This window comes from Nitrosospira sp. NRS527, from assembly GCF_018406445.1.
Taxonomy (GTDB): Bacteria; Pseudomonadota; Gammaproteobacteria; order Burkholderiales; family Nitrosomonadaceae; genus Nitrosospira; species Nitrosospira briensis.
On the sequence record NZ_AP024515.1, the window covers coordinates 349,699 to 374,156 of the forward strand.

Here is a 24,458-nt window from a genome sequence, read left to right on the forward strand (position 1 = left end):
AAGCCGTGCAGGCAAAAGCTGTTTTTCCATGACAAATACCCAAACTGTTAGTCCATTTCTCAACCGCGAGCTGGGCCAGATAGAGTTCAACCGGCGAGTTCTTGCTCAGGCTGGAAACAAGGATACGCCGCTTCTGGAACGCTTGAAATTTCTGTGCATAGTCAGCAGTAATCTGGACGAATTTTTTGAGGTGCGCATTGCCGGGCTAAAGGAGCAGATCAAGCTGGATACGCCTGGCTTCGGGCCGGACGGGATGTTGCCACGCCAGGTATTCAAGCTCGTTTCCGAACAGGCACATGCACTTGTGGTGCGACAGTACCAGTTATTGAATCAGGACGTTCTGCCGGGGCTTGCAAGTGAAGGCATCCGCTTTCTGCGCCGCGCCGCCTGGAACGAGGTTCAGCGCGAGTGGATCAAGGCTTATTTCTTTCGTGAGATGATGCCGGTCCTGACGCCTATAGGCCTCGATATTTCGCATCCGTTTCCGCGCGTGCTCAACAAGAGTTTGAATTTTGCAGTTGAACTGGAAGGCAAAGATGCTTTTGGGCGCGGCTCTGGAACGGCCATCGTGCAAGCGCCGCGTGTGTTGCCGCGCGTGATTCCGCTGCCGCCTGAGCTCAGCAGCAGTGAGTACAACTTCGTATTTCTGTCCTCAATCTTGCATGCGCACGTGGGTGAATTATTCTCCGGTATGAGCGTCCTCGGCTGCTATCAATTCCGCGCAACCCGCAATAGTAATCTGTTCGTGGATGAGGAAGAAGTCAAGAACCTCCGCATCGCGCTGCAAGGCGAGTTGCCGCAGCGCCATTTCGGCAACGCGGTACGGCTCGAAGTGGCGGACAATTGCCCGAAACACATGTCGGATTTCTTATTGGAGCAGCTTGGCCTCTCGCAAGACGATTTTTATCAGGTGGAAGGACCAGTGAATCTGGTACGGTTGATGCAGGTTCCGGATCGGATCGAGCGTCCCAGCCTGAAATACCCACCTTTCATTCCCGGTCTGCCGCTAACGTTGCAAAAGAAAAAAGCTGTGGATATTTTTCAAATGATCCGGAAGAACGATATCCTCCTGCATCATCCGTATCAATCATTTCAACCGGTGATTCATTTCATTCAGCAGGCTGCGGCTGATCCTGACGTCGTGGCCATAAAACAGACCGTATATCGTACCGGAACGGATTCGCTGGTCATGACGGCGCTTATCGCTGCCGCCAGCAGCGGCAAGGAAGTTACGGTAGCGGTGGAGTTGCTGGCGCGCTTCGATGAGGAGGCCAACATCAACTGGGCCAGCCGGCTCGAGGAAGTCGGTGCCCATGTCGTGTATGGGGTAGTCGGCTACAAAACTCACACCAAGATGGCAATGGTAGTTCGGCGTGAGGAAGGCAAGCTGCGGCGTTACGTACACCTGGGTACGGGTAATTACCACGCTGGCACTGCCCGCCTCTATACCGATTTCGGGTTATTCACTTCCAATGAGGACGTCTGCGCAGACGTGAACGAAGTATTCACGCAGTTGACCGGCCTCGGCAAGGCAGGGAAATTAAGGCATTTGTGGCAATCTCCGTTTAGCTTCCACAGCCAGATGCTGGCGGCCATCAATGGCGAGATTCAAAATGTGAAAGCAGGGAAGCCTGCACGTATCATCGCCAAAATGAATGCCTTGCTCGAGCCGGAAATCATCAAGGCGCTATATGCCGCTTCCGGCGCCGGGGTAAAAATCGATCTAATCGTGCGAGGCGTCTGCGCCCTGCGACCCGGCATCAAGGGGTTATCGGATAACATCCGGGTGCGTTCGGTCATCGGACGGTTTCTCGAGCATACCCGGATTTTCTATTTTCGTAGCGGTGGTGCACAGACCATTTATCTTTCAAGTGGCGACTGGATGGATCGGAATTTTTTTCGCCGGATCGAGATATGCTTTCCGGTTCTGGAGGCGAGACTGAAAAAGCGTGTGCTTGCTGAAGGCCTTAATATATACCTCAAGGACAACAGACAGGCATGGGACATGGACGGTGATGGTAATTATCGCCTTAAAACGACCCGCAGAGGCAAGCGACTTTGCGCACAGGAGATGCTGCTCGCGGAGTTGGCAACATCAAAACCAGGTTGAGATCAGCCATGGAGCAAACCTGCAGGATCACAGTATGGCTACCGAAATCGAGCTGAAATTACGCCTGCCCTCGAACTGCGTTGCCCGAGTGCAGCGGAGTCCGTTATTGAAATCCCTGAGTATTTCGCCTTCCGTTACACAAAATCTTTACACCGTTTATTACGATACTTCTAATTTGGATCTCAGACGTAATGACGTGGCATTCCGATTGCGTCGTTCCGGTAGACGCTGGATACAGAGCATCAAGGGCGGAGGCAGTGCGGCGGCGGGATTGCATCAGCGATATGAATGGGAAGCGCCAGTGCCGAAGCCACAACCTGATTTCACCAAAATCTCCGATCCCTCTCTTATCAGGTTGTTCGATAACGCCGATCTGCGCGAGCAAATGCGTCCGTTGTTTATCACCGAGTGTAAACGCAGGATCCGTACATTGCGCTTATCGGGTGGCGGTGAGGCAGAACTTTGCCTCGATCAGGGCAGGATCGTCGCTGGCGAGGCCAGCATGCCCTTTTGTGAAATCGAACTGGAATTGAAATCGGGCAGTCCATTACCGTTGTTTCAGCTTGCGCTGGATCTGCTGCATACCATTCCCCTTAGACTGGAAAATGTGAGCAAGGCGGAGCGTGGCTATACGCTTGCTTCCGGCATCAAATCTCCGCCGCTGAAAGCGGCATCGGTTCAACTCGTTGCCGAAATGAATGTAAATGAAGCGTTCAAGGCAATCGCCTGGAACTGCCTTGGCCATTTGCACAGCAACGAAGCCGGCATGTTGCACGGTGGCGATATCGAATATCTGCACCAGATGCGCGTTGCTTTGCGTAGATTGCGTTCGGCTTTGAACGTTTTTTCCAGGGCGTTTTCCAAGGCCGCGTTTGCACCGATGGCACAAGAGTTAAGGTGGCTTGCCGGGCAATTTGGACCAGCCCGGGATTGGGATGTATTCGTGACGGAGACATTAGCCGATATCCTCCCGCATTTTTCCGACCACCCCGGCATCCTGCCGCTACAGGAGAAATGTGAGCAGATACGCCGGCGTCACAACGATGAAGCGCGCAGCGCGGTGGAATCGGCGCATTATACGGAGCTGATGCTGAAGCTGGGGGCATGGTTGAGTGCGGATTCCTGGGTTACTCCGTCCGATCTGATGGGTTTGGATAATCGGGCGGGGATTGAGGGGCCTAGTGGTTCTGGCGGGCTCGGCGGGTCGGTGAAAGAATTCGCCGGAACATTACTGGCGCATCGGCACCGGCAACTGAAAAAGTACGGGAAAAAACTGGCGAAACTGAGTCCGCCGGAATTGCATGCGGTGCGTATCCTCGCCAAGAAGCAACGGTACGCAGGCGAGTTTTTCGCCGGACTCTATCCCCCAAAAAAAGTGAAAACTTACGTTAAATCCTTAGCCGAACTTCAAGATATTCTGGGCGTGGTGAACGACACGGCAATTATCGAACAATTGCTGAGCGAAGTGCCTGGCACGCGTGATGAAAGAGGTGAGCATGAAGCAGCGGGTATTATCCGGGGCTGGGTCGCGAGCAAGGCACTGGCGAAAAAGCTGGAACTGACCAATGCCTGGGCGAATTTCGATAAAAGCAGCCCGTTCTGGTAAGGGTATTCCCACGGTCCAGGTGGCGCCTGAGCCATACCGAAAGGATGGAACGGACGGCGAACTCGCCCCTCTTATCAGTCCCGCTTTTTTTTTGCCCAACAAAAAAGGCGGTCATTGACCGCCTTTTTAGCCTTGCTATCCATCCACTCATCTTTTATGCCTAAAAAAGAGTGGTGTTTCCGGATCAGGTATTGCTGAGCTACTTGATAACTGCTTTCAAGTCACCTTTAGCATATTTATTGGCCATATTATCCAGCATGATGGGTTTTATCTTGCCTGCCTGACCGGCACAACCAAACGCTTCAAATCGCGCTTTACAAATATCCTTTGCCGCAGCGGTTGCATCCTTGAGGAATTTCCGCGGGTCAAATTCGCTTTTGTTCTTGGCAAGATGACGGCGGATTGCGCCGGTCATGGCGAGGCGAATATCGGTATCGATATTTATCTTCCGCACCCCGTGCTTGATGCCCTCCTGGATTTCTTCTACCGGCACGCCATAAGTTTCCTTCATTTCTCCGCCGTATTCCCGGATGATGTCAAGCCATTCCTGCGGCACGGAGCTGGATCCGTGCATGACAAGATGCGTATTGGGAATGCGCTGGTGAATTTCCTTCACTCGCTCGATGGCGAGAATGTCGCCGGTCGGCTTGCGGGTGAATTTATACGCGCCATGGGAGGTTCCGATGGCAATCGCCAAGGCATCCACCCCTGTCTGCTTTACAAAGTCAGCAGCCTGCTCCGGATCGGTCAGCAATTGATCATGCGATAGCTTACCCTCCGCTCCATGGCCGTCTTCCGCCTCCCCCATGCCCGATTCAAGTGAGCCCAGGCATCCCAGCTCTCCCTCGACAGATACGCCAACCGCGTGCGCCATCTCCACCACCTTGGCGGTGACCGCGACGTTGTATTCGAAGGATGAAGGTGTCTTTGCATCCGCCTCCAGCGAGCCATCCATCATGACGCTGGAAAAGCCGCTGCGGATCGCATTAATACATACCGCCGGGGATGCGCCATGATCCTGATGCATGACGACTGGAATATGCGGATAGGCCTCCACCGCTGCCGCGATGAGGTGGCGCAAAAAAGCTTCGCCCGCATATTTGCGCGCGCCGGCCGAACCCTGCATGATTACCGGGCTGTCGCATTCGTCGGCTGCCTGCATGATGGCCTGAATCTGCTCCAGGTTGTTTACGTTGAAAGCGGGCAGCCCATAGCCATTTTCCGCTGCATGATCCAAAAGTTGACGCAGTGATACGAGTGCCATTTGAGCCTCCTCCAAGTTAAAATCAGTTTATCGTGTATCGTAGTGATGAGCTGTTAGCAATGAAAGGCAGAAAAATATCATGCCCGACCCGCGCTCAGGATCCCGGTTTTCGTTCATGTTTTCTGTGTTCTCCTACCTTGACGATCTTCATCGTGTTGGTCCCGCCGGCTTTGCCTACCGGCTCGCCAATAGTCATGATAATCAGATCGCCGTTGCGCACGACGCCGCGCTTGAGCAATTCGTTTTCAGCATGATTCAGGATAATCTCGGGATCGTTCGATCCGCCGCCGAACTTAACGGGATAGACGCCGCGAAACAACGTCATTTTACGGCGGGTATCCTCTTGGGGGCTCAGCGCGAAGATAGGTACGTTGGAGCTTCTGCGCGACATCAACAATACCGTTCTACCGCTCTGCGTGAGCGCGGCAATGGCCCGAATTTTCAATCCCCCCGCAGTGAACATGGTCGCGCGTGCAATCGCTTCCTCTATCGTTTCCGGAAGGCCGCCCTGAAGCCGGCGGAGTTCGCTGCTCACCAGATACTCTTTTTCTGCCTCGAGGCAGACTCTTGCCATGGCTGCGACCGATTCGACGGGATACTGTCCCGCGGCGGATTCCGCCGACAGCATTACCGCATCGGTACCATCCAGCACCGCATTAGCGACATCGGACACTTCCGCACGGGTTGGAATAGGGCTGTTGACCATAGATTCCATCATTTGCGTGGCGGTCACCACGAGCTTGTTGTTAGCGCGTGCCGTTCGGATCATTCGTTTCTGCAAAGCCGGTACCACTGCGTCGCCCACTTCTACCGCAAGATCACCTCGCGCAACCATGATGGCATCCGAGGCTTCCAAAATATCATCCAACGCCAGAATTGCTTCGGAGCGCTCGATCTTTGCCATTAGCAGGCTTTTACCGCCGGCATCACGCATCACGTCTCGTGCCCAGCGCATATCATCACCGGAGCGCGGGAAGGATACGGCAAGGTAGTCCGCTTTAAGCGCTGCCGCGGTCTTGATGTCTTCCACGTCCTTTGCGGTCAAGGCGGGTGCACTGAGTCCGCCGCCCTTGCGGTTGATCCCCTTGTTATTGGACAGTATTCCGCCCTGCTCAACCACGCAGTACACCTTGCTTCCCTTGACCTCTGAAACGCCCAGTACGATGCGTCCATCGTCGAGGATAAGCGTCGAGCCCGTTTCCACGTCATTTGGCAGTTCTTTGTAATCCAGACCCACCCGTTCCTGGTTACCCAGTTCACATTCGGCGTCAAGTATGAATTTATCGCCAATTTTGAGCAGAATATTGCCCTTTTCAAATCTGCCGACACGAATCTTCGGCCCTTGCAAGTCCGCCAGAACGCCCACGGCGTGTCCTGCGGCACGCGCTAGCGAACGGGCCAATTCGGCGCTTTCTATATGTTCTTCTCTTGTGCCATGCGAAAAATTGATCCGCACCACATCCACCCCGGCATTGATCATTCGTTCGAGTACCTTGGGGTCTCTGGATGCCGGACCGAGCGTTGCCACAATTTTTGTTCTTCGAATCATTTTGAGGTAGGCGTAGCGTAGTGGTACGTTAAATCGTATGAATCACTGCGCTCGCTGTTCAAGTATTTCCACGGCAGGTAGTTTTTTACCTTCCAGAAACTCTAGAAAAGCACCGCCAGCGGTGGAAATGTAGGAAACCTTGTCATAGATGTCGTACTTCTGTATGGCGGCGATGGTATCGCCGCCGCCAGCCAGGGTGAAGGCCTTCGTATGGGCAATGGCCATGGCGATGGTCCTGGTGCCGGCGCCAAATTGATCGAATTCAAACACGCCAACCGGCCCGTTCCATACGACAGTACCGGCTTTCATGATAATGTCCGCCAATTCCTGCGCACTCTTCGGGCCAATATCGAAAATCATCTCGTCGTCGGCAACCGTATCGGCATCCTTCACCACCGCAGGCTCGCTGGCGTCGAATTTCTTTCCGACCACGACATCTACGGCAATAGGAATGGAAGCCTGACGTTCTGCCATTTTATCCATCAGCATTCTGGCGGTAGGGACCAGGTCATCTTCACATAAGGATTTGCCGATATTTTTTCCGGCGGCTTTCAGAAAAGTATTGGCAATGCCGCCGCCAACGACCATTTGATCAACCTTCTCCGAAAGGGATTCCAGTACGGTAAGCTTTGTCGAGACCTTCGAGCCGCCAACGATCGCAACCATAGGGCGTGCCGGGTTCAGGAGTGCCTTGGTGAGTGCGTCCAGTTCTTCCGTCAGCAGAATCCCGGCACACGCAACCGGAGCATATTTGGCGATACCATAAGTCGAAGCTTGAGCGCGGTGTGCCGTACCGAAAGCATCCATCACAAACACGTCACATAAACGCGCATATTTCTGGGCGGTTTCGTCCGAATTTTTCTTTTCGCCTTTATTGATGCGGCAGTTTTCCAGAACGACCAGTTCGCCTTCGGCAACCTCAAAATTCTTGTCTGCCCAATCCCGGATCAAACGCACGGGTTTGCCCAGGCGCGCGGCAATATTGTCGGCGACCGGCTTGAGTGAATTCTCCTCGGACCAGACGCCTTCCTCCGGTCGGCCTAGATGGGATGTCACCATCACTCTTGCGCCCCGTTCCAGGCAATGGTTAATGGTGGCCATCGAGGCGGTTATTCGTGCATCCGATGTAACTTTGCCGTCCTTTACCGGGACATTGAGGTCGGCGCGGATGAACACGCGCTTGCCTTTGAGATCAAGGTCGGTGACTTTAATGACAGACACTGGGAACTCCAATTTGTACGGTGAAGGGATCGCTCATGAAAAATCCCTCCGATGGGCAATCGAAAGGCAGAGCGAAAAGTCGGAGAAGAGCCTGAAAATGATGCCATATCCAGGACTCTTCATTATGCTCCGACTATTTATTTGCCGGCAACGACACGAGTCATCTCCAGAATCTTGCTGGAGTACCCCCACTCGTTATCGTACCAGGAAACCACTTTAATGAAACTGCCATCCAGGGCCATGCCAGCCTCCGCATCAAAAATTGAGGTGCAACTCTCGCCGCGAAAATCGGTGGAAACGACTTTTTCGTCGGTATAGCCGAGTACACCCTTCATGGCACCTTCCGATGCTTGCTTCATGGCTGCGCAAATCTCTTCGTAGGTTGCATCCTTATCCAGTTCAACGGTAAGATCGACCACCGAAACGTCGGAAGTCGGCACACGGAAAGCCATGCCGGTGAGCTTCGTGTTCAGCTCGGGAATCACCTTGCCGACGGCTTTGGCCGCGCCAGTCGAGGACGGAATAATGTTTTCTAGAATGCCGCGGCCGCCCCGCCAATCCTTGTTGGAAGGACCATCGACGGTCTTCTGAGTGGCAGTAGCGGCATGTACCGTGGTCATCAAACCCCGTTTGATACCCCAGGTATCGTTCAATACTTTTGCGATAGGGGCAAGACAGTTCGTGGTACATGAAGCATTGGAAATGATGGATTGACCATCATACGTATTATCGTTCACCCCATATACAAACATGGGTGTGTCGTCTTTGGAAGGAGCCGACATGATAACTTTTCCGGCACCGGCAGCGATGTGTTTCTGGCACGTCTCCTTGGTGAGAAACAGGCCTGTGGACTCGATGACGACTTCGGCGCCGACTTCCCCCCATTTCAGTTCAGCCGGATCCTTGATGGCCGTCAGCCGAATCCGCTTCCCGTTGACGACCAGCGTATCGCCGTCGATAGCGACGTCTCCCTTGAAGCGGCCGTGCACCGAATCATGCTGCAGCATATAGGCCAGATAGTCCGGCTCAAGCAGATCATTGATGGCGACGACTTCAATATCCGGAAAATTCTGTACCGCCGCACGGAATACCATCCGCCCAATGCGGCCAAATCCATTGATACCGACCTTGATTGTCATGTTTTATATACTCCTTGGATAAAAAAAGGGGCCAGGCGAAGGAAATTTCTTCGCCTTGTTGTTCGTCACGACTGATTAGAATTAAATAACGCTGTTCACCGCTTTTACCACGTTCTCGACGGTGAAGCCGAAGTGCTTGAACAGATCGCCCGCGGGAGCGGATTCGCCAAATGTATCCATGCCGACCACTGCGCCTTCGAGTCCGACATATTTACGCCAGTAATCGGTAACGCCCGCCTCCACCGCAACGCGGCCCACGCCCTTCGGCAATACGCTGCTTTTGTAGGACGGATCCTGGCGATCAAAAAGATTCGTGCATGGCATCGAGACCACGCGCACGTGGATACCCGTTTCGGCCAACGCCTTTTGTGCCATCATCGCCAATCCCACTTCGGAGCCGGTAGCGATAATGATTGCCCGTGGCTTGCCGTCCGCGGCCTCGGATAGGGTATAACCACCCTTGTCGATCAATTTGATGGTGGCGGCATCACGTTTCTGGAATGGCAGATTCTGGCGGCTGAAAATAAGTATTGATGGACCGTCCCTGCGTTCAATCGCTCGCGCCCAGGATACGGTTGATTCAACCGTATCGCATGGCCGCCATACATCCATGTTGGGTATATAACGTAACGTCGCCGTCTGCTCTACCGGTTGGTGCGTGGGACCATCTTCGCCTAACCCGATCGAATCGTGCGTGTATACGAACAGATTGCGAATTTTCATCAGGGCCGCCATGCGGAGCGCATTGCGGGCATATTCCGAAAACATGAGGAAAGTGGCGCCGTAAGGGATGATGCCCCCATGCAGCGACAGCCCGTTCATTATCGCGCTCATGCCGAATTCACGAACGCCGTAATAGATATAGTTGCCTCCGGCATCGCGGCCGATACCTTTCGAATTTGACCAGAGGGTAAGGTTGGATCCGGCCAGATCTGCGGAACCTCCAACCAGTTCGGGCAATTGCGGTGCCAGACCTTCAATGGCGTTCTGCGAAGCCTTACGGCTGGCGATAGTTTCTTCCTTGGCGTTCACGCGCGCGATCAGCGCGTCCGCATGTTTACCCCAATCTTCAGGTAATTGACCCGATATCCGCCGGGTAAACTCGGCGGCCTCGGCGGGATATTTCTCGGCATACTCGGCAAGCTTGCGATCCCATGCCTCCTCCAGCTTTGCGCCTTTCGCGCGGGCGTCCCACATTTCATAAACATCCTGGGGGATTTCGAATGGCGGATGGTTCCATCCGATATGAGGACGGGCTGCGGCTATTTCCGCGGTCCCCAGCGCGGCGCCGTGAACCTCGTGAGTATCGGCTTTATTGGGGGAACCCATGCCGATCACCGTTTTACAGCAGATCATCGAGGGCCGGTCACCTGCCTGCTTGGCGGCCTCTATGGCGGCCTCTATGGCCACCGGATCGTGACCGTTGACGTTGGGAACCACGTGCCAGCCGTAAGCCTCGAACCGCTTCGGTGTATCATCGGTGAACCAGCCTTCCACATGCCCGTCTATGGAAATGCCGTTATCGTCGTAAAAACAGATCAGCTTCCCCAGCCCCAGCGTGCCGGCCAATGAGCAGGCTTCATGGGAAATACCTTCCATCAGGCAACCGTCGCCCAGAAATACGTAGGTGTGGTGGTTGACAATGTCAAAGCCCGGACGGTTGAAATCAGCGGCAAGTATTTTTTCTGCCAGCGCCATGCCCACTGCATTGGTGAGCCCCTGTCCCAGAGGACCGGTGGTGGTTTCCACCCCCGGTGTGTACCCATACTCGGGATGCCCCGGGGTTTTGGAGTGAAGCTGGCGGAAGTGCTTGATTTCCTCCATCGGCAAGTCATAGCCGGTGAGGTGCAGCAAGGCGTAAATCAACATCGAGCCGTGCCCGTTGGATAACACAAACCGGTCTCTGTCAGCCCATTTTGGATTCGCAGGATTGTGACGCAGATGATGAATCCATAATACCTCAGCTATTTCAGCCATGCCCATGGGCATGCCAGGGTGGCCCGAATTGGCTTTTTGCACAGCATCCATGGCCAATGCACGGATGGCGCTGGTCAGGTCTTTGAACACCGGCGCGTCAAAATCTCTAAATGCTCCCATGAATACGGACTCCCTCGCTCAACAGATATATGTAGGATACAAAAACACCGCTCCCCTAACCCGGGTAGCGGTGCGGGTCGGCAAAACCAATATTATCGCTTAAGATACGATGTCAGACAACATGACAAATCTCGGGCTGTCCATATCGGATGTGTTCGCGCTCCAGTAATGGGGAAATGAGGCCGGATGATCCTGGCTTGGTCGCATTATCAAGTTGCTGATTACGAAAATGCGGCATCTCATCATTTTTCCGTATCAGTTATTCCGCAGTTTTATGCCCAGCAGTTTAAGTTTGCGGTAAAGATGCGTGCGCTCCAGCCCGGCTCGCTCGGCAACCCGGGTCATATTGCCATTTTCCTGATCGATGAGTTGTTCAAAATACACTTTCTCGAACATATCGCGTGCTTCCCGTAACGGCATATTCAACGGGACACCAGCGACCGATTGTGCCGGCGATGACGATGCCAGTATTTGCTTCACATCATCCGCCGATATTTCATCGCCGGCGCTGGTTAATGCAAGGGAATGCACCGCGCCGGTCAGTTGCGCAAGATTGCCAGGCCAGTCGTGGTTCCGTAAACAATTGAGCGCAGCGGTGCTGAATTGCCGCAAGGGCACTTCGCCTGATTCAATATAGCGCGAGAGTATCTGGGCCGCGAGCTCGGGGATGTCTTCCCGATGTTCCCTCAGCGCGGGAACATTGATGCAAAGACCGCTCAATTGCTCATACAACCTCGGCTCATAGACACCTTGCGCGGCGAGCCCCGCCAATGGGGTTGTGGTAACGCATACGAGCCGGACACTGTATTTTTCGAGTTTGCCCAACAGTAGAAGCAGTCCTTTTTGCGACAACCTGTTGAGGTCTCCTATCTCCTTGAGAAACAGCAATCCGCCTTTTGCCTGTTCAAGCAAATCCAACGGAGCATTCGCCAGGGCGGAGAGCGTATCGGGCTCCACCCAGGGCGTGTTGGGACGATGCAAAAAGCGGGCGCATAGATCCACCCCAGTTCCGGGTTCACTGGTGAGCAGCAGCGGTGCGCGCAAGTTGACGACCTGTTCCAGCCGTTTTTTCAGATCTGCGATCAAAGGTCCCCTGCCTAAGCTGGCGAGGGGAAGCATTATGCTCGGTTTGACCTGCCCTCCGCGCAGCGCGCGCCCCACTGTGCTCAAAAGTTTTTGCAGCGGTACCGGTTTCTCGAGGTAGCCGGCTGCGCCCATGCGCGTGGCCTCTACCGCGGTGTCTATGGTCCCGTGCCCGGACATCATCACTACCGGCATGGTGAGCAGCCCGCCGCTGGCCCATTCTTTCAGCAGGGTGATCCCATCGGTATCCGGCATCCATATATCCAGCAGTACCAGGTCGGGCCGTGTTTGTTTGCGCCAGTTGCGCGCTTGACCCGCATTTTCCGCGAGGGCCACGCGATAACCTTCGTCCCGTAAAATTTCGGACAAGAGCTCGCGTATGCCGATTTCATCATCAACAACAAGTATGGTGTTATTGCTCATAATTCAGAAAATCAATAATACGTACGATTGTGGTGGAATTCAGAGGTGGTGGAATTCAGAGCTGCCGATGTCCAGGTTACGAATTATCAATGGATGCTCGCCGGCATGTTTGGTTCCTTTATCCTAAATCTGGGGTAGTTGGACGGATTCACCCCGTAGCGCCCTCACCCGGAAGGTGAGCGTCAAATAATATGAAATATTGTTATTAATCATAACACTGATCTACTAAATGAGCGGTCAACTACCGGATTCAGGTTTATGGCTGGTTAATCATGTGGCTGTTCGATAAGCCTTCAAATTGTCTTTCCCCGCAATCGGCAGAATCAGTGATATGCATGCCCCATGGGGTCGAATATTTTCAATTTGAATGATGCCGCTGTGTTCCTCGACTATTTTTTTGACAATGGGCAGCCCCAGCCCTGTGCCCTTGGACTTGGTGGTAACGTATGGCTCGAACGCTCGAGCCCTGAGTTGTTCGGGAAAGCCTCCGCCGTTATCGCTTACGCTAAACCGTACACCGCCGGATGCGATTTCAGTACGTACCGTGATCGCGGGTTCTGTAACACCGATCAGCGTATCCAGCGCGTTCTGCAGCAGATTATGGATAACCTGGCGAAGCCGGGCGGAATCACCTCTCACCATCGGCAAGTCAGGAGCCAGGGCCAGATAAATATGTGGTTGGGGATTATCGGGTGCTGCGGCGCTTGCGGCTTCATATAGTGCGAGTACTTCCCGCACCAGTCCGTTGAAGTCCAGCAGATGAAATTCCAGTTCGGGCGCTCTCGCATACTCACTGAATTCATTGACCATTTTTTTTAATGCTTCCACCTGGTTGACGATAGTCTCAGTGGATCGTCGCAAGATTTGCGCATCATCGTTATCCAGCTTCCGGGCGAGCTTGTGCTGCATGCGTTCGGCGGAAAGTTGTATCGGCGTCAGCGGGTTTTTGATTTCATGGGCCAGGCGCCGTGCTACTTCTCCCCAAGCAGCCGTGCGCTGAGCCTGCAATAAATTGGTTACGTCGTCAAAGACGACGACACCTCCACCGCCCGAAACGGATGGAAGGCGTGTGCCGCGTAACAGCAGAACCTGGTTGGCCCCATCCCTCGATCGTTCCAGTTGGCACTGCCACTCGCCCTTTTTACCCGAACGAAATCCTTCAAGAATCTCGTTTTTGAAAGAACTTAATTGAGGTTCACGCGTTGCGCATTCTTGAATGGTCAACCCCTCGAGACCCGATAGCGAAACATTCAGGATTTGTCCCGCGCTCAGATTTGCCGTACGCATGCGCAAGTTTTCGTCAAACACCAGAACGCCGGACGAAAGATTGGACAGCACGTTTTCCAGGTAAGCCCTGGCGCTCTCGACTTCTTGCTGATGACGGTGAGCGGTCGTGCGGGCTTCTTCCAGCTGCTGAGTCATGAGATTGAACGATTCGGTCAGTACGCCCAATTCATCCCGGCTCTGTACCGGGTGGCGCCTGCTGAAGTCACCCTGGGCCACGGCGCGGGTACCTTCAGCCAGCATGCCCAATGGCGCACTCAGCCGTTCGCTGATAAGAAACGCAGCAGCCAAAGCAGAGAAAAGCGAGAGCAACAGCGCGAGTGTAAGCGTTACACCGTATAGACTTTTCAATCCTTCACGAGATAGCAGCAATTCCTGGTAATCGCGATACGCAGCCTGCACTATTTCCGCATCATCACCCAGTTGTTTCGGTACCTGCTGCAGCAGTTGCAAGATTTGGATATCTCCTTCCATGCCTGGTGCGTCAATCGATACTAGTGCCTTCAAATACAAACCTTTGCCGGGAATAGACTCAACCGTGCCGTACCATTTCTCCGCTTTCACCTGGGATATCACGGCTGCACTAGGCGTTTCGGGAGCCAGCCCCGTTCCATCAGCCCGTAAAAAAGCGATCACGCTGCCGTCGTGATTAAACAGCGTCGCTTCCTGCACCTGTGATTGCTTCACGAGGTGGTCTAGCGTCGGCAATGGGGAACCGGGCTGCTCGGATAATGCAAGTGCAGCTGCGTGGGCCTTGCTGCGGAGATCCTCAAGAAGATTGTCGAGGATCGTGCGCCCCAGATTCAAGCCGCCTTCGAGCGCCCGATCCACTTTGACGTCGAACCAGGATTCGATGCTTTTCCCCAGAAATTGTACCGATATGCCATACACCAGCGCACCCGGAAGAATCGCCATCAGCGAGAAAATCAGCAACAGGCGCAATGCTAATCTGGAGCCGAACACACCGGCGTTAAGCCTGCGCCGGAGTCTCCATAGCAGATACCCCACCACCGCCATGAGAAACAGGAGGAAACCGACATTGAGCCTGATCAGAAGCCGGTATTTGCGGTCAAAAAGCCCGGTATCGGCGCCTGCAGTCGCAAGCAGGAACAGCATGACTGCGCCTAGCGCCGCAGCGATGAAAATAACGTATTTCACGGCCTGCTGTTATCTTGAAGCTTTGGCATGGGCAGTTTCGTATTCCACCGCAGCAGGCCGGAGCTCAGATCCCACTCTCTCGACCCGAGCGTCTCTACCTGAAACGGTTTAGGCAAAGCCGATATGTCGAGCCGCATGCGCAATTCCACTGTATATTCCACATCCTGCCTTAATTCGGAACTGGCAATGATGGGTCGGTCGCGCACTCGGCTCAGGGCCTGTAAGGCTTCCCTCAGCGTGCTGAAATTCTGCGATAACGTACCGCGACTCAAACGGTATTGACGAGTGAGTGCATAATAACTCAGCCCTTCACGAACCCTGCTCTGGGCAATTCGCTCGTCCAGCCAGTACCAGCGTGAATTCACCAGGTTAAGCTCCGTTACAAAATAAAGCACGATGCCTTTCTCGAGTGCATTTTCCAGCTTATGATTGAGCGTTATCTCGAAATCGGCGTCAAACTGATAACCTTCCTCAGTAGCTTCGAGCGTTACCGACGTTATCTGTATGCCACCGTCCGCATGTGCTGCAGCCGGCAGAAGCGCCGCAGTCAGCAGTGCCATTGCAGTCACGCACATGCACAGCAGCCGCGCAAATAGATCAGGCTTTGTGAAGCAGGGCATAAAAAAAACCGTCGTGATGGGAATCCGGCAATAATTGCCCGTCAATTGCTTCAACCCCCGAAATAGGTACCAGGCGGGCATCTGCGTGGTGGCGCAAGAAATTTTCTACCTGCAGTTCATTTTCCTCGGTAAATACCGAACAGGTGGCGTAGAGCAATTTACCATCCCTAGCCAGAATCTGCCAAAGGGCATCCAGAATTTCCCTCTGCTTCGCAACAAATTGAAAAAGATCGCTTTCACGCCTCAGCCATTTGATGTCCGGGTGACGTCGCGTCACGCCCGAAGCAGAGCAGGGAACGTCAGCCAGAATGCGGTCGAACAGCTTTTCGTCCCACCACTCCGCCGGCTGAGATGCGCTGCCATGAATGATATGATTGGCCTTGAGATCCAGTCGTGTAAAATTTTGTGTTATGCGCGCGACGCGCACGATGTCATTGTCGATCGCGGTCAATTCTATGTCCGCCAGCTCCAGCAAATGTGCGCTTTTGCCGCCGGGCGCTGCACAGGCGTCCAAAACACGCATGCGATCGTGTACATCCAGTAACCGCGCCGCCAGTTGCGCGCCTGCGTCCTGAACCGATATCAAACCCTCGGCAAATCCGGGCAAACGGTCCACCGCCACCGGTTGCCTCAGCTCGAGCGCATCATTTCCTGCCGGCCATGCGTCCATGCCACTTTGGCTGAGGAGATCCTGATATTCCGCCATCATGATCCTGCGCCGATTGACTCTCAGAGTCATGGGGGGCCGTTTATTACTGTTCTCCAATACCGCCTCGTAGTTTTGAGGATATTGCGCGCGAAGTTTATCTATCCACCATTGCGGGTGGGAATACCGCCCTACCTCATTTTCAGCTACACGCTCGAGCAGAGCTGAACGGTTACGTATGAAGTTGCGCAATACGGCATTGACAAGCCCTTGTGCCCCCCGAGCACCCTTGCCGCTGAGTGTGCGGGAAACTGACACAGCATTATCCACAACCGCATGCGGGGCGGTCTTGCTGTATTCCAGTTGATATAATCCCACCAGTAATAAACAACGCAGATTCTGGTCCTTCAGCGGCTTTTTCAGCAATAAGCCAAGCAATACGTCGAGTTGGCCATAAAAGCGCAGTACGCCATAGCTTAAATCCTGAATTGCTCCACGCTGCTGAGCGGAGAGATCGGCATGGTTACGCCAGACACCCTGCAGCACGGCTGTCAGGCTCGAGCCTGACAGTACCTTTGCCACAATTGCGGCAGCCAAACGCTGAGTTTTGGTCATTCGCAGCTTTCAAAGCGATCGCCTGGCCGCAATGAATGACCCGAGAGAAATTCGGAGACACTCAGCTTTTTTCCACCCGATTTTTGCACGATTTCCAGTACGAGCGCACCCTTGCCGCATCCCACGACAATGCCGTCGCGTCCTACTGCAACAATTTCACCTGGTTTGCCGGACACATCCGCGGTCACGGCGGCACGCCATATTTTCAGGGGCATTCCACACACCCGGGAATGTGCGCCAGGACGGGGATTGAATGCCCGCACTGTACGGCTGATATTTTCGGCGCTCAAGCACCAGTTAATTTCAGTTTCGTCTTTTTCCAGTTTGTGTGCATAGGTGACGTCGGCTTCATTCTGAGGGATGGAAAAAAGTTTTCCCTGATCCAGATAGTCCAGCGCCTCTACGATGCAGCGCGCCCCCAGGAGGGAGAGCCTGTCGTGCAAGGTCTGGGTGGTGTCATCCTGTTCGATTGCGATACCTCTCTGCAATAAAATGGCACCGGTATCCAGGCCCCGGTCCATTTGCATGATCGTGATTCCGGTTTCGCGATCGCCTGCCAATATTGCGCGCTGGATAGGCGCAGCACCTCGCCATCTCGGCAGTAACGAGGCGTGGATGTTCAGGCAGCCAAACCTTGGAATGCTCAACACAGAAAAGGGCAGGATCAGGCCATAAGCCGCAACAACCATGATATCGGCATCGATGGCTTCCAGTTGTGCTTGCAACTCGGGTTGCTTGAGCGAGTGTGGTTGCAACAAGGCAAGGTTCCGCTGCTGCGCCAGCGACTTGATTATGCCTGAAGTGGTTTTCATACCGCGTCCCGCGGGACGATCAGGTTGGGTCAATACCAATGCAATTTCATGCCCAGCGTCTGCCAGGGCTTCAAGAGCAGGGGCGGCAAACGACGGCGTGCCGGCAAAAATGATTCTCATCGAAAATACACGAATTTACCCGGCGAAAAGCTGTTATCGCTTCGCTTCCTGATCCAGAGATTCCTTGGTTTTCCCACGTATTTGCCGATAATGGAAACTCGATGTCACATCACTTTTCGACGCTGCTTCTTGAATTTGGACTGAATACGCAATTGCTTCATTCGCGACCAGTACTCGACAAATACTTTGCCTGACAAATGATCCATCTCATGCTGAATGCACACGGCCAACAAGCCGTCTGCCTCAAGCGTAAATGGATTTCCATCTCGATTCAGCGCCTCGATGGTGACCTGCTCCGCACGTCGTACCTTTCCAAATACGCCCGGTACCGACAGGCAACCTTCTTCATAGTCAGACTCACCACTATGCGTGATGATTTCGGGATTGATCAGCACATGCAACTGATCATGTGTATCGGAAATATCGATCACGATAATACGCTGATGCACATCAACCTGGGTCGCTGCAAGGCCAATGCCGGGGGCTGCATACATGGTTTCCGCCATATCCTGCACAAAAGCACGAGTTTCCTCAGTAACTTCCGATACACGGCCGGCAACTGTATGCAATCGCTCATCCGGATACTGCAATATTTTTAGAAGTGCCATAAACGGGGCGAATCTTGAATGTTAACAGTCGAAATGCAAATTCAACCATATTGTTGCGATGTCGCATCACAACCTCTATAGGTAAGAGAAGGGTTTCCCGAATTCGATGCAGAGGTGCATTATATCCTGATTTGGGTACGAAATTCGGTTTCCAGCGCTTGACCGCTTTCCGATGGCAATATGAGGAACATCGGCGATAATCTGTCTCCCTTTCAAAAGATGATCTGGCGGGAGCGCTGCCATCTCAGCTCGGAAACCAGGTTTTTCAGCATGCAGAAATACGGTCAACTCGCTAATCGCGGACGAGAAACGGTACACTGATGCGATGCGTCAAAAATGACGGGGTTGTCGCCGTATGGGGTTGCTCGAGTGTATACGAATAACTATGCACGCCTCGTGCCTCGTGCTTCGCCTGACCTCAATTAGTCATTGTTAACGCTCCGCCATGGTTTATTATTTAAATCTGCTATACAACGCAACGGTATCTCTGTCTTATTACGTTCAAAAATGATGAAATGAAACCCATGCAGGAAATAGAGTCATGGCTCGCCCTTGGATTGGTTGACGGCCTAGGCGGCGAATCGATGCGGCGCTTGTTGAGAGCGTTCAGTACTCCTGCTGAAATCTTTTCCGCAAATATCACCGCGCTGGAGCGCGTGGTAAAAAGAAAGGTGGCGTATAACATTGTTCAGGGGGTAGACCAAAAAAGAATAGCTGCCACCCTCAAATGGCTGGAGGAGCCAGCGAATTCGATTATTACACTGGCAGATCGCGATTATCCGTCGCTGCTGCTGAACATACCGGATCCTCCCCCGCTTCTCTATTTCAAGGGAAGGCGTGAATTGCTGAATTCGCATGCCTTGGCCGTTGTGGGAAGCCGCAATGCGACGCCTCAAGGTCTTGCCAACGCCGAGGCTTTTGCCGAAGCGGCAAGTAACGCCGGTCTTTGCATTGCAAGCGGTATGGCATCCGGAGTGGACGCTGCGGCACACCGTGGCGGGCTACGTGGTAGCGCCGCCAGCATTGCGGTAGTGGGAACCGGCCTGGATATCGTGTATCCGGCCGGTAATCGCCAACTTGCTCATGAATTGGCGGAAAAGGGCGCACTTATTTCCGAGTTTCCATTGGGCACTCCTGCCATTGGCAGCAATTTTCCGCGCCGCAATCGCATTATCAGCGGCATGAGCCGCGGTTGTCTCGTGGTGGAGGCCGCGTTGCGAAGTGGCTCGCTCATTACCGCGAGGCAGGCATTGGAGCAGGGTCGAGAGGTATTCGCCGTTCCCGGTTCGATTCATTCGCCTCTATCGAAAGGTTGTCACGCACTCATCAAAGAAGGCGCGAAACTGGTCGAAAGCGCCGATGACATTTTGTGTGAGTTCGGTTATCGGCTCATGCAAAGTGCCACGCTTGATGCTGATGGACCGGAGGGCGAAGAATCGGTTCTATTGGCGCATCTCGGCCATGACATCACCAACATCGATACCTTGTGCGTTCGGAGCGGCTTGACGGTGGAAATGGTATCAGCGATGCTATTGGCGTTCGAATTGGATGGCGTTGTTGCAAGCCTGCCGGGCGGGCGCTACCAGCGGCTTCGGTAGATCGCCGCGACATGTGGCCATATAGTTATCTATAATAAAAAACAACCGAGCCGCAAACGATACATACGACGTAAATAATTTGTAGCGCCAGCAAAAATTTACTGGTGCCGGTGGCGGCAGGCGTGCTATCACGGCTCAGCTTCCTGCTATCCGGCAGGCTTTATTATCATACGTGCTGATCGCAGCAGTGGCCCAGGTGGTTTATCCACCTGTTCGTACTTGCTGAATTTATTCGCGAATGTTCACTGGAGTTTCATGGGTAAAACATTAATTATCGCCGAAAAGCCTTCTGTCGCCGCCGACATTGCGCGTGTCCTGGGCGGATTCAGCAAGCATACCGACTATTTCGAGGGCGATAAATACGTGTTGTCTTCAGCTGTAGGGCACCTGCTTGAGCTGGCCGTTCCGGAGCAATACGAGGTAAAACGCGGAAAGTGGAGTTTTGCCAATTTGCCTATTATCCCGCCGCATTTTGATCTCAATCCCATCGAGAAAACTGAATCGCGGCTGAAGCTCTTGACCAGGCTTATCAAGCGCAAAGATGTGGACTCCCTTATCAACGCATGCGACGCAGGGCGCGAAGGAGAGTTGATCTTCCATTACATTGCCCGTCACGCTGGAAACAAAAAACCGGTAAAGCGACTTTGGTTGCAATCGATGACGCCAGCCTCGATTCGGGAAGGGTTTACCAAATTACTCGACGATGAAGCCGTACAGCCGTTGGCGGAGGCAGCTGTAAGCCGCTCCGAAGCCGACTGGCTAGTGGGCATCAATGGTACTCGCGCGATGACCGCATTCAATTCGCAGGAAGGCGGGTTCCACAAAACCACTGTAGGCCGGGTGCAGACGCCTACATTGGCAATTATCATCGAACGGGAAGATATCATAAAGAAATTCGTATCCCGCGATTATTGGGAGGTCCATGCCACGTTTGCCGCAAGCGCGGGAGAATATAACGGGCGCTGGTTGGACGAGAAGTTTATCAAAGACAAAAAGGATAGTGAGCAAAAAGCCGAGCGGTTATGGGATCAGGAAAGTGCCGAGATTATTCGCGCCAAATGCCAGGGTAAACCCGGTGTCGTCAGCGAAGAAAGCAAGCCCACTACAGAAATCTGCCCGCTGCTGTATGATCTCACCAGCTTGCAGCGCGACGCCAACGGGCGCTTCGGTTTTTCTGCCAAAACAACACTCGGGCTGGCTCAGGCGTTATACGAAAAGCATAAAGCGCTCACATATCCGCGTACTGACTCGCGAGCATTGCCGGAAGACTATGTCATGACCGTCAAGGATGTGCTTGGTTCGCTCGAGAAAACCCGCTATGGTATTTTTGCCAAGCAGATTCTCAAAGCGGACTGGGTGAAGCCCAACAAGCGAATATTCAACAACGGAAAGATTTCCGATCATTTCGCCATCATCCCGACTTCCCTCGAGCCCAGCGGGCTGAATGAAGCCGAAGCAAAGATTTACGACCTCGTCACCAAGCGTTTCCTCGCAATTTTTTTCCCTGCTGCCGAATTTCTCGTGACTACCCGCGTTACGCGTGTCGAGAACGAGCCGTTCAAAACAGAGGGTAAGGTAATGGTCAATCCTGGTTGGCAGGCGGTTTACGGCAAAGACGTGCAAGCTGCCGGCGCCGAGGGTGACTCGACATTGGTTAAACTGAATCCGGGTGAGGCGGTTCTTGCCGAAGAGGTTAGGGTTATTTCCAATCACACTCGGCCGCCGGCGAGATTCAATGAAGCGACGCTGCTGTCAGCCATGGAGGGTGCCGGTAAACTTGTGGAAGACGAGGAACTGCGAGAAGCAATGAGCGCAAAAGGTTTGGGTACGCCCGCAACCCGCGCATCGATCATAGAAGGTCTGGTATCGGAAAATTACATGCAGCGTGTGGGGCGGGAACTGCATCCCACGGCCAAGGCGTTTTCGTTGATCACCTTATTGCGTGGATTGAAGGTGCCGGAACTCACCTCACCGGAACTGACTGGCAATTGGGAATTCAAACTACGCCAGATCGAGCAGGGCAAACTCAAGCGTAACAATTTTATGGAAGAGATCGCCGGCATGACGAGCCATATCGTGGAACAGGCGAAGAGTCATCGCGGGGAAACCATCAGCGGCGACTTTTCCACGCTTGAATCGCCTTGTCCAAAATGTGGTGGTATCGTACAGGAAACCTACAAAAAATTTCAGTGCCGGAAATGTGATTTTGCATTATGGAAAATTCTTGCAGGGCGGCAATTTGAAACAGCTGAAATGGAACAACTGATCACTCGGCGCGAGGTGGGTCCACTACAGGGGTTTCGAAGCAAGATGGGGCGGTTGTTCAATGCCAACGTCAAACTTACTGATGAATTTGAAATGAAATTCGATTTTGGCGAGGATACGGAAGAGGATGCGGAGGAGCTTGATTTTACCGGACAGGAACCGTTGGGAAAATGCCCCCGCTGTGGCGGCAGGGTATTCGACCACGGGATGAGTTATGCATGCGAGAAGGCTTTGGGCTCAGCGCGTACTTGCAATTTCAAGACAGGTAAAATAATCCTCACTCGCCCTATTGAACGCGAACAAGTCGTCAAGCTGTTGCACAGCGGTAAAACAGACTTGCTATCAAAGTTCATTTCAAAGAAGGGAAGACCCTTTTCGGCTTATCTGGTCATCGGTGCGGGCGGAAAAGTGGGATTCGAGTTTGAGCCGAGAAATACAAAGCAAAAAACCGCAACACCCTCTATGGAAGCAAAAATCCCAAAACCGAAAACTCGTGGCCGTTCGTCAAAGGATTCTCTCGCTGGGTAAAAATGAGTCTTGGGACATGGATAGGGTGGATTTTGGCCCCATCACGTACACCTACGCTTTCGGTTTTCTCATTTGTCGAAGCGATTCTCCTAGCGGTCATACCTTGGAGCGCCGCCTTCAAGGCGCCGTAGCCTGGTGTTTTTCGATATAGGAAATAATATCTCCGACACTGCTGAATCCCTTTGCTTCCTCACTGTCGAAATTGATTCCGAAAGCATCTTCAGCATCGAATAAAAGCTGAATCGTATCCATGGAGTCAAGCCCGAGCTCTTCAAATTTCGAAGACCTGTTTATCGTGGATGCATCCAGATTCTCAGCTTTTGTAGCAATAAACTGTATGACCTTCGTTTCGATATCTGCTGTGTCCATCTAATCTCTTCCTTCGTTCACGGGTTTGTGAAAATGATGCTCGCATTGTTGCCCCCAAATCCGAAAGCATTGCATAGGCCGGTACGGGGGTTTCTTTGTTGTGCGCGGTTTGGCGTGTAATCGAGATCACACTCCGGATCAGCCTCGTCAAGATTGATGGTCGGATGTATCGTGCCAGTGTGAAGCGCCATGATGGTGGCAATGCTGCCGATAGCAGCCGAAGCGCCAATCGAATGCCCAACCATTGACTTGGTTGCGCTAATGGCAATATCCCCGGCCCGGTTTCCAAAAACATGTTTAATAGCCCGGGTTTCCACGATATCTCCAAGCGGAGTGGACGTCGCGTGCGCGTTGATATGGTCGATGGAATCAGGCTCCAGGCCGGCGTCCTGGATAGCCGCTTGCATTGTCGATATCTGACCCTCGATGTCGGGCATTACAATATGCTTGGCGTCGCACGCTTGCCCAAAACCAGCGAGTTGAGCGTATATTTTTGCGCCCCGGCGTATGGCCTGTTCTTCCTTCTCCAGAATGAGTATCCCGGCACCCTCGGACATGACGAAACCTGCCCGGCTCCTGGCGAAAGGCCGTGATGCGCCCTCCGGGTCGTTATTGGAACTGGTAGTTAACGCATGCAATATTTCAAAGCTCGTCATGGTCAACGGCAATACGCAGGCTTCCGCACCGCCGGCAACGACGGCATCGGCTCTCCCGGCACGCAAGAGATCGAGTGCCATGCCGATCGCATTGGCTCCGGATGAGCACGCTGTGCTGCAAGTCAGATTGACTCCTTTCAGCCCATGTTTGATTGCAACCCACGCAGCCGCGGAGTTTGCCATCGTTCGAGGTACTGTGAAAGGAGGTACCGGCTGATTCTGGAACCTGCGCGTGGCAGAAGATTCAAACGTGCCGAACCCGCCCATTCCCGACCCTATGCTTACCGCCACTCGTTGTGGTGCATAGGTATCGAGTTTACCCGCATCTTCAAGAGCGAGATTGGCAGCGAGCAGCGCCAGTTGCGCAAATCTGTCCGTTTGATCTATGTATTTGGCCGAGAGAAAGGTTGCGGGATCAAAATCGGCCACTTCCCCGGCTATCTGCGAACGCTGCCTGGATGCATCGAAGGCGCTGATTCTTTTAATCCCGCTCACGCCATTGACCGCTGCCGACCAAAACTGGTCAGTGCCTATGCCAATCGGGGAAACAATCCCCATTCCCGTAACGACTATACGCATACGTAACCAGAATGACTCATAAAGAAATTCAGGAACACCAGGCTTTTCCAAAAACCTGGGGCGGTAGGAAGACTTGCTTTGGCAGCGGCCAGCTTTTCCTGTCTGCTC

The 24,458-nt window shown here is 53.4% G+C and carries 17 protein-coding genes; 4 read left to right on the forward strand and 13 right to left on the reverse strand.

Annotated elements, in window-relative coordinates; all coding sequences use genetic code 11:
* Nucleotides 1-28 precede the first annotated feature (28 nt).
* The gene (gene ppk1 / locus KJS40_RS01605; protein WP_213538814.1) at nt 29-2,110 is read left to right on the forward strand and encodes a polyphosphate kinase 1; all 2,082 of its coding nucleotides are present in this window, start codon (nt 29-31) and stop codon (nt 2,108-2,110) included.
* Between the two features lie 34 nt (nt 2,111-2,144).
* Entirely contained in the window at nt 2,145-3,716 is a 1,572-nt protein-coding gene (locus tag KJS40_RS01610; RefSeq protein ID WP_213538815.1) for a CYTH and CHAD domain-containing protein, read from the forward strand.
* 199 nt (nt 3,717-3,915) lie between these two features.
* Here KJS40_RS01610 and fba read toward each other — a convergent pair whose 3' ends face one another.
* The 11 genes from fba to def all read right to left on the reverse strand — a co-directional run bounded on the left by fba (nt 3,916) and on the right by def (nt 18,355).
* On the reverse strand, nt 3,916-4,980 hold the full coding sequence (fba, locus tag KJS40_RS01615) for a class II fructose-bisphosphate aldolase (protein ID WP_025041246.1): 1,065 nt from the start codon (nt 4,978-4,980) through the stop codon (nt 3,916-3,918).
* Between the two features lie 94 nt (nt 4,981-5,074).
* Nucleotides 5,075-6,529: a pyruvate kinase gene (pyk, locus tag KJS40_RS01620; RefSeq protein WP_213538816.1), complete on the reverse strand. Its 1,455-nt coding sequence runs from the start codon at nt 6,527-6,529 to the stop codon at nt 5,075-5,077.
* Nucleotides 6,530-6,571: 42 nt separating this feature from the next.
* The gene (locus KJS40_RS01625; protein WP_213538817.1) at nt 6,572-7,750 is read right to left on the reverse strand and encodes a phosphoglycerate kinase; all 1,179 of its coding nucleotides are present in this window, start codon (nt 7,748-7,750) and stop codon (nt 6,572-6,574) included.
* A 137-nt stretch (nt 7,751-7,887) separates the two neighbouring features.
* Entirely contained in the window at nt 7,888-8,889 is a 1,002-nt protein-coding gene (gap, locus tag KJS40_RS01630) for a type I glyceraldehyde-3-phosphate dehydrogenase (RefSeq protein WP_213538818.1), read from the reverse strand.
* Between the two features lie 81 nt (nt 8,890-8,970).
* Complete coding sequence (tkt, locus tag KJS40_RS01635) at nt 8,971-10,986, reverse strand: transketolase (protein WP_213538819.1); 2,016 nt, start codon at nt 10,984-10,986, stop codon at nt 8,971-8,973.
* A 255-nt stretch (nt 10,987-11,241) separates the two neighbouring features.
* Complete coding sequence (locus tag KJS40_RS01640; protein ID WP_025041241.1) at nt 11,242-12,492, reverse strand: sigma-54 dependent transcriptional regulator; 1,251 nt, start codon at nt 12,490-12,492, stop codon at nt 11,242-11,244.
* Between the two features lie 270 nt (nt 12,493-12,762).
* Nucleotides 12,763-14,934, reverse strand: a complete 2,172-nt coding sequence (locus KJS40_RS01645) for an ATP-binding protein (RefSeq protein WP_213538820.1) — start codon at nt 14,932-14,934, stop codon at nt 12,763-12,765.
* Nucleotides 14,931-15,554, reverse strand: coding sequence for a DUF4390 domain-containing protein (locus KJS40_RS01650; protein ID WP_244859648.1), 624 nt, complete (start codon nt 15,552-15,554; stop codon nt 14,931-14,933). The genes KJS40_RS01645 and KJS40_RS01650 overlap by 4 nt, the downstream gene beginning before the upstream one ends.
* Complete coding sequence (gene rsmB / locus KJS40_RS01655) at nt 15,532-16,815, reverse strand: 16S rRNA (cytosine(967)-C(5))-methyltransferase RsmB (protein WP_213538821.1); 1,284 nt, start codon at nt 16,813-16,815, stop codon at nt 15,532-15,534. Before rsmB ends, KJS40_RS01650 begins: the two co-directional genes overlap by 23 nt.
* On the reverse strand, nt 16,812-17,747 hold the full coding sequence (gene fmt, locus KJS40_RS01660) for a methionyl-tRNA formyltransferase (protein ID WP_213538822.1): 936 nt from the start codon (nt 17,745-17,747) through the stop codon (nt 16,812-16,814). Before fmt ends, rsmB begins: the two co-directional genes overlap by 4 nt.
* 104 nt (nt 17,748-17,851) lie before the next feature.
* Entirely contained in the window at nt 17,852-18,355 is a 504-nt protein-coding gene (gene def, locus KJS40_RS01665) for a peptide deformylase (protein ID WP_213538823.1), read from the reverse strand.
* A 515-nt stretch (nt 18,356-18,870) separates the two neighbouring features.
* Here def and dprA point away from each other — a divergent pair.
* The gene (dprA, locus tag KJS40_RS01670; protein ID WP_213538824.1) at nt 18,871-19,953 is read left to right on the forward strand and encodes a DNA-processing protein DprA; all 1,083 of its coding nucleotides are present in this window, start codon (nt 18,871-18,873) and stop codon (nt 19,951-19,953) included.
* Between the two features lie 255 nt (nt 19,954-20,208).
* The gene (locus KJS40_RS01675; RefSeq protein ID WP_213538825.1) at nt 20,209-22,746 is read left to right on the forward strand and encodes a DNA topoisomerase III; all 2,538 of its coding nucleotides are present in this window, start codon (nt 20,209-20,211) and stop codon (nt 22,744-22,746) included.
* A gap of 117 nt (nt 22,747-22,863) precedes the next feature.
* On the opposite strand, the gene KJS40_RS01680 is transcribed toward KJS40_RS01675, so the two are convergent.
* Together KJS40_RS01680 and fabF are read right to left on the reverse strand one after the other, a co-directional pair.
* Nucleotides 22,864-23,115, reverse strand: a complete 252-nt coding sequence (locus tag KJS40_RS01680; protein WP_025041233.1) for an acyl carrier protein — start codon at nt 23,113-23,115, stop codon at nt 22,864-22,866.
* 17 nt (nt 23,116-23,132) lie between these two features.
* Nucleotides 23,133-24,350: a beta-ketoacyl-ACP synthase II gene (fabF, locus tag KJS40_RS01685; RefSeq protein WP_213538826.1), complete on the reverse strand. Its 1,218-nt coding sequence runs from the start codon at nt 24,348-24,350 to the stop codon at nt 23,133-23,135.
* Nucleotides 24,351-24,458: the final 108 nt, after the last annotated feature.

Bases quoted from the DNA above. Each gene is read 5' to 3' on its own strand.
- ppk1 (WP_213538814.1), top strand. From the start codon at position 29: ATGACAAATACCCAAACTGTTAGTCCATTTCTCAACCGCGAGCTGGGC.
- KJS40_RS01610 (WP_213538815.1), top strand. From the start codon at position 2,145: ATGGCTACCGAAATCGAGCTGAAATTACGCCTGCCCTCGAACTGCGTT.
- fba (WP_025041246.1), bottom strand. From the start codon at position 4,980: ATGGCACTCGTATCACTGCGTCAACTTTTGGATCATGCAGCGGAAAAT.
- pyk (WP_213538816.1), bottom strand. From the start codon at position 6,529: ATGATTCGAAGAACAAAAATTGTGGCAACGCTCGGTCCGGCATCCAGA.
- gap (WP_213538818.1), bottom strand. From the start codon at position 8,889: ATGACAATCAAGGTCGGTATCAATGGATTTGGCCGCATTGGGCGGATG.
- tkt (WP_213538819.1), bottom strand. From the start codon at position 10,986: ATGGGAGCATTTAGAGATTTTGACGCGCCGGTGTTCAAAGACCTGACC.
- KJS40_RS01640 (WP_025041241.1), bottom strand. From the start codon at position 12,492: ATGAGCAATAACACCATACTTGTTGTTGATGATGAAATCGGCATACGC.
- KJS40_RS01650 (WP_244859648.1), bottom strand. From the start codon at position 15,554: ATGCCCTGCTTCACAAAGCCTGATCTATTTGCGCGGCTGCTGTGCATG.
- rsmB (WP_213538821.1), bottom strand. From the start codon at position 16,815: ATGACCAAAACTCAGCGTTTGGCTGCCGCAATTGTGGCAAAGGTACTG.
- fmt (WP_213538822.1), bottom strand. From the start codon at position 17,747: ATGAGAATCATTTTTGCCGGCACGCCGTCGTTTGCCGCCCCTGCTCTT.
- def (WP_213538823.1), bottom strand. From the start codon at position 18,355: ATGGCACTTCTAAAAATATTGCAGTATCCGGATGAGCGATTGCATACA.
- dprA (WP_213538824.1), top strand. From the start codon at position 18,871: ATGAAACCCATGCAGGAAATAGAGTCATGGCTCGCCCTTGGATTGGTT.
- KJS40_RS01675 (WP_213538825.1), top strand. From the start codon at position 20,209: ATGGGTAAAACATTAATTATCGCCGAAAAGCCTTCTGTCGCCGCCGAC.
- KJS40_RS01680 (WP_025041233.1), bottom strand. From the start codon at position 23,115: ATGGACACAGCAGATATCGAAACGAAGGTCATACAGTTTATTGCTACA.
- fabF (WP_213538826.1), bottom strand. From the start codon at position 24,350: ATGCGTATAGTCGTTACGGGAATGGGGATTGTTTCCCCGATTGGCATA.